Annotated in this window: 4 protein-coding genes and 1 tRNA gene; 1 reads left to right on the top strand and 4 read right to left on the bottom strand. The window is 70.3% G+C overall.

From position 1 onward, the window contains the following. Positions 1-93: 93 nt before the first annotated feature. The 3 genes from OOT08_RS04735 to OOT08_RS04745 all read right to left on the bottom strand — a co-directional run bounded on the left by OOT08_RS04735 (position 94) and on the right by OOT08_RS04745 (position 2606). Positions 94-1071: a ribose-phosphate diphosphokinase gene (locus OOT08_RS04735; protein WP_325091412.1), complete on the bottom strand. Its 978-nt coding sequence runs from the start codon at positions 1069-1071 to the stop codon at positions 94-96. Then, positions 1072-2499, bottom strand: coding sequence for a bifunctional UDP-N-acetylglucosamine diphosphorylase/glucosamine-1-phosphate N-acetyltransferase GlmU (gene glmU / locus OOT08_RS04740; protein WP_325091413.1), 1428 nt, complete (start codon positions 2497-2499; stop codon positions 1072-1074). It lies immediately after the preceding gene. A 35-nt stretch (positions 2500-2534) separates the two neighbouring features. Further along, positions 2535-2606: transfer RNA gene (locus OOT08_RS04745), tRNA-Gln, on the bottom strand. A 76-nt stretch (positions 2607-2682) separates the two neighbouring features. Here OOT08_RS04745 and OOT08_RS04750 point away from each other — a divergent pair. Further along, a complete protein-coding gene (locus OOT08_RS04750; protein ID WP_325091414.1) occupies positions 2683-3225 on the top strand; it encodes a MarR family winged helix-turn-helix transcriptional regulator in 543 nt (180 codons plus the stop codon). Positions 3226-3262: 37 nt separating this feature from the next. On the opposite strand, the gene OOT08_RS04755 is transcribed toward OOT08_RS04750, so the two are convergent. Continuing rightward, positions 3263-5556 (bottom strand): helix-turn-helix transcriptional regulator (locus tag OOT08_RS04755; RefSeq protein WP_325091415.1); only part of this gene is annotated, 2294 nt, incomplete at its 5' end.

Consider the following 5556-nt stretch of genomic DNA (forward strand, 5'->3'; position numbering starts at 1 on the left):
AGCAAAAACCCCTCCGCGGGATCACCGAGCGGTCGGGCCCCACGAAGGGGCGGCAACTCGGGTGATCTCGCGAAGGGGTGTCGCGGGGGAAGCCTAGGCGGCGCCCTCGAACATGCTCGTCACGGAGCCGTCCTCGAAGACCTCGTGGATCGCCTGGGCGATCAGCGGGGCAATCGACAGGACGGTCAGCTTGTCGAAGCGCTTCTCCTCGGGCACGGGCAGGGTGTCGGTCACGACCACCTGGTCGATGAAGTCGGCGCTGAGCACCTCGGCGGCCTTGCCGGAGAGGATGCCGTGCGTCGCGGCGATCGTCACGCCGAGCGCGCCGTGCTTCTTCAGGGCCTCGGCGGCCTTGGCGATCGTGCCGCCCGTGTCGATCATGTCGTCAACGATCAGGCACCAGCGGCCCTTCACGTCACCGACGATCTCGTGCACCGAGACCTGGTTGGCGACCATCGGGTCGCGGCGCTTGTGGATGATCGCGAGGGGCGAGTCGAGGCGGTCGCTCCAGACATCGGCGACGCGCACGCGGCCCATGTCGGGCGAGACCACCGTGAGGTCGTCGCGGTTGAGGGTCTTGCGGAAGTGGTCGAGCAGAACCGGCATTGCGAAGAGGTGGTCGACGGGGCCGTCGAAGAAGCCCTGGATCTGCGGGGCGTGCAGATCCACGGACATGATGCGGTTCGCGCCAGCCGCCTTGAAGAGGTCGGCCACGAGGCGGGCCGAGATCGGCTCGCGGCCGCGGCCCTTCTTGTCCTGGCGGGAGTAGGGGTAGAACGGGGCGACCACGGTGATCCGCTTCGCCGAGGCGCGCTTGAGCGCGTCCACCATGATGAGCTGCTCCATGAGCCACTCGTTGATGGGGTGGGTGTGCGACTGAATCACGAAGGCGTCGCAGCCGCGCACGCTCTCGTCGAAGCGCGCGTAGAGCTCACCGTTCGCAAAGGTGCGCGCATCGGTGGGCACGAGCTCGGCGCCAAGCTCCTGCGCGATGCTCTCGGCCAGCTCCGGGTACGCCCGACCCGTGATGAGGACGAGCTTCTTCTGCCCGGCCATCTCAATGCTGCTCATTTACTGCTCTCCGCTCTGTTCCGCCGCTGCGGCGGTGCTTGTGCCCGGACGGTTCTGCCCGACCCAACCCTCAATGTTCCGCTGCGGAGCGACGTTGAGCGCGAGAGCCCCGGAGGGGACATCCTTGCGCACGACCGTCCCAGCAGCGGTGTACGTTCCGTCGTTAAGTGTAACCGGTGCGATCAGCACGTTTTTCGAGCCGACGCGGACCCCGCGGCCGACCGTCGTCCGGTGCTTGTTCACGCCGTCGTAGTTCGCGAAGATCGTGCCAGCGCCGATGTTGCTGTCGTCGCCGATCTCGGCGTCCCCGACGTAGCTCAGGTGCGGAACCTTGCTTCCCTCGCCGATCAGGGCGTTCTTCGTCTCGACGAAGGCGCCGATCTTGCCCTGGCCGCCGAGCTGCGTGCCCGGGCGAAGGTAGGCGAAGGGCCCAACGGAGGCGCCCGCGCCGATCACGGCGAGAGTCGCCTCGCTCCGGCGCACCTGGGCGCCGTCGCCGATCTCGCAGTCCACGAGCGTCGTGTCTGGCCCGATTTCGGCCCCGGACCCGATCGTGGTTGCGCCGCGCAGGTGCGTGCCCGCGTAGATCACGCTGTCCTGGCCGACGCTCACGGTGGCGTCCACCCAGGTCGTGGCGGGGTCCTGCACGGTCACCCCGGACAGCTGCAGGCGGCGCACGGTGCGCCGGTTCAGCTCGTGGGCGGCCTCGCCGAGCTGCACCCGGTCGTTGACCCCGGCGATGAGCCAGTGGTCACGCGTGGCCACCGCGTCGATTGCGCCGCCGCGGGCGAGGATGCGCACCGCCGCGTCGGTGAGGTACTTCTCGGCCTGCGCGTTGTTCGTGTCGATTTCCGCGAGGACCTCGCCGAGCACCACGCGGTCAAAGACGTACACGCCGCCGTTGACCTCCGTGATGCGCCGCTCCTCCTCGGAGGCGTCCTTCTCCTCGACGATGCGGACAAACGCCCCCGTCTCGTCGCGGACGATGCGGCCGAGCCCCGTCGGGTTCTCGAAGATCGCGGAGAGCAGGGTCATCTGCCGCCCCGCCCCCGTGTGCGAGTCGAGCAGCTCCCGCAGCGTCGGGGCGTCGAGCAGCGGGACATCGCCCGAGAGGACAATGACGTTGCCCCGGAAGTCCGCGGGCAGGGCTTCAAGCGCCTGCTCAACGGCGCGACCGGTTCCCGGCAGCTCGTCCTGATCCACGATGAGCGCCTGCGGCGCCAGGTCCTGGATGGCCGCCGCGACCCGCTCCCGCTCGTGGCGGACCACGGCGACCACGAGGTCCGGATTCATTGCGGCCGCGGTGTCGAGCACGTGCCCGACCAGCGGCAGGCCTGCCATCGGGTGCAAGACCTTGGGCAGCGAGGACTTCATCCGCGTGCCCTGCCCTGCCGCGAGAATGACGACCGCGAGTTGTGTCTGCGTCACATGAGCCCCTTCGAGTGCCGACTGTCGGTTTCTCGCTCCGCCTCCAGGACTCGAACCTGGACCGAACAGCTCCAAAGGCTGCCGTGCTGCCATTACACTAAGGCGGACCGTGCCCCGCGGGCACCGTACTAGTCTGCCAGAACTCTTGGAGCCTCGGCGACCCGAGTGGTTGATAATGGGGGGATGACTGAACGCGACGAGGTCGACCCCATTGTTGAGGAGTGGGCCGCTGCCCACCCGGACCTTGATTTTTCCCCGCTTGAGGTGTTCTCGCGGGTCATGAGGATCGCAAAGCGGCTCGATCGAGTCCGCGCGAATGCCTTCGAGCAGTCCGGCCTCGCGGCCTGGGAATTCGATGTGCTCGCCGTGCTGCGGCGCAGCGGGGAGCCGTTCCGGCTCAGCCCCAAGATCCTGGTGCAGGCGACGATGGTCTCCTCCGGCACCATGACCAACCGGATCGACCGGATGGCCGAGCGCGGGCTCGTCGCCCGGCTGACCGACCCGAATGACGGGCGCGGGGTGCTCGTCGAGATGACCCGAAACGGGCTCACCCTGGTCGACGCGGCCATCACGCGGCTCACGCACGCCGAGCAGGACCTGCTCGCCGGGCTTTCCGGCGCGGAGCGCGGCAAGCTCCCGCAGCTCCTCCGCCGGCTCGGGCTGAGCGTGGAGCAGGCGACCCGGGTCGCCGCCCGGCCAGACAAGCCGCTCGACCCCACGGCCTAACCGCGGCGGCCCCCGGGCCGGACACCCGCCACTGGCCCTACCCCGCCGAGCCGCCCGGCTCGGGGCTGCGCCGGTCGAGGGCCTCGGTCACGTCCTCGCGGGAGGTGACGTGCAGTTTCTGGAGGATCCGGGCGACGTGGCTCTCCACGGTGCGCTTGGAGATCGTGAGCCGCTTCGAGATTTGCGCGTTCGTGAAGCCAAAGCCCACTAGTTCCGCGAGTTCCTGTTCCCGGGCCGTCAGCCCCGGCACCGCGTAGCCGAGCGGGATCGCGAGGCCGCGGCGCACGAGTGCCCGGGCCGCCGCGCCCGCGCGCCGGTCACCGCCCGCGGAGATGTGTCGGCAGCTGTCCCGCAGCCACGGCGCGAGCGGGGAGTCGATCTGCTCCGCGAGCGTATCAACCCGGGCCAGCTCCGCCCCGCGCAGGCCCCCGACGCGGCTCATGGCGAGCGCGTGCAGGCAGCGCAGTTCCATAAGCGCGAAGCCGTGCTCGTGCGCGATCCGCACGATCTCCTCCGCCTCGGCGGTTTCGGAGCCGTCCGGCGCGTGCAGGGAGGCCACGAGCAGCGAGTAGCGCGAGGGAATCTCTAGGAGTCGGCTCGTGACCGCGTCGCGGGCCAGGTATTCGGCCCGCGTCGCCGCCGAGCCCTCGTGGTCGCCGACCGCGGCCTGCGCGAGCGCGAGCGAGGCGAGCAGCAGCCCCTCCGAGCCCGTTCCCGTGAAGGCCTCCAGCTCAGAGGCGGCCACCTTGAAATCGGACACCGCGGCCTGCCAGCTGCCCTGGCCGAGGGCGAATAGCCCACGCCCGAAGGCGAGCAGCGTGTTGCGCACCCGGAGCCCGTTCGTGTTGCGCTCCATTGCCACGCTGAGCAACGAATACAGGGTGGAGGCGGCGCGCAGGTTCCCGCTGAGCAGGTCGCCGAGGCACCAGGCGCCGACGAGGTCGCCGACCGCCAGCGGGTGCTGCTTCATCGAGCGGGCGGCGAGGGTCATCTGCTGCCGGGCGAGGGCGCGGGCGCGCTTGCCCTCCCCCCGCTGCGCGAGGCTGATGATCCGTGTGGAGGACAGGGGCAGGATGTCCGCGTCGCCCTGGTGCGCGGCGTAGAGCCGCTCCTGGAGCTCGTTCGACTCGGTCATCCGGCCGCCGAAGCTCAGCCCGATGCCGCGAGCGACCTGCAGCCGCCACGCGGCGTCGGCGGCCTGCGCGGACAGGGCCGAGCGGGCGAGCAACGCTTCGGCCCAGTCGAGGACGCGCAGGGACTGCTCCCACTGGCCGCTCATCAGAATGAGGGCATCCGCCGCGACAAGCGCCAGGCGAATCGCGTTCTCGTTCCGCTCGACCCCGTCGGGCAGTTCCTCGACGAGGGTGATGGCCTGTTCCACGTCGGCGGCGACGCCGGCCACATCGGAGCTGTAGCGGTGCGCCTCGGTGCGGTTGATGAGCGCGCGGACCCGCAGCTCGGGGTCCGCGTCCGGGTGGCTGAGCAGGGCGCTCGCGAGGCGGATGCGGAAGTCGTAGTCCGCGAGGTGCTCGGTCAGACCGAAGACCCGCCGGAGGGTGTCGATGGGGATCTGCGCGTTCCCGAGGAGCCCCCAGGTCACGGTGGTCATCAGCTCTGCGGGGTCGGCGATGCCCGAGCGCAGCCGCGGCGAGACCGCGGCGTAGAGTTCCCGGTACCGGGTCATCACCTGCACGGGGTTGAGGAGCGAGGAAATGGACTCCCCGTAGATCGGGTGCGCGAGCAGCACGACGGGGTCGCGTCGCGAGCCCCGGGCGGCGTCGAAACGAACGAAACCGGCCTCGACGAGACCGTCGATCGGCCCCAGGTCCACCGCGGCGGCGAGCAGGCTCAGGGGGGCGGGCGCGGACAGGGCGATCGTCTCGAAGGCCCGGCGCTGCGGCTCGCTGAGCGCCGACAGCTCCGCGCGCACCACGTCCGTGAGGGTGGTCTCCTCCGGGAAGGGGGACTGCCACACCCAGATGCCGCGGCGGCTCTCGAGGTGCGCGCCGCGGTCGAGGCCGCGGACGAGCTCGGACAGGAAGAGCGCGTTGCCCCCGCTGACCCCCTCCATGCGGGTCACGGTGTCCGGCGCCAGCTCGCGGCCCGGAAGCAGCGACGCGGCAATCTCCGCGACCTCGTCGCGGGTGAGCGGGGGCACGCGCAGCTCCGCGAGGTGTCCGTCTCGGGTTGCCCGCACCAGGCTCGCCGAGGGACCAGGATTGCTCCGGCACGTCAGCACGACGCGCACATCGTTTCGGGAGATCAGGCGGTCGAGCACGAGCGCGCTCATGTTGTCGAGCAGTGGCACATCGTCGACGAGGATGACGAGTT

The sequence above is a fragment of the Leucobacter sp. M11 genome (assembly GCF_035726885.1).
Lineage (GTDB): Bacteria > Actinomycetota > Actinomycetes > Actinomycetales > Microbacteriaceae > JAPFRB01.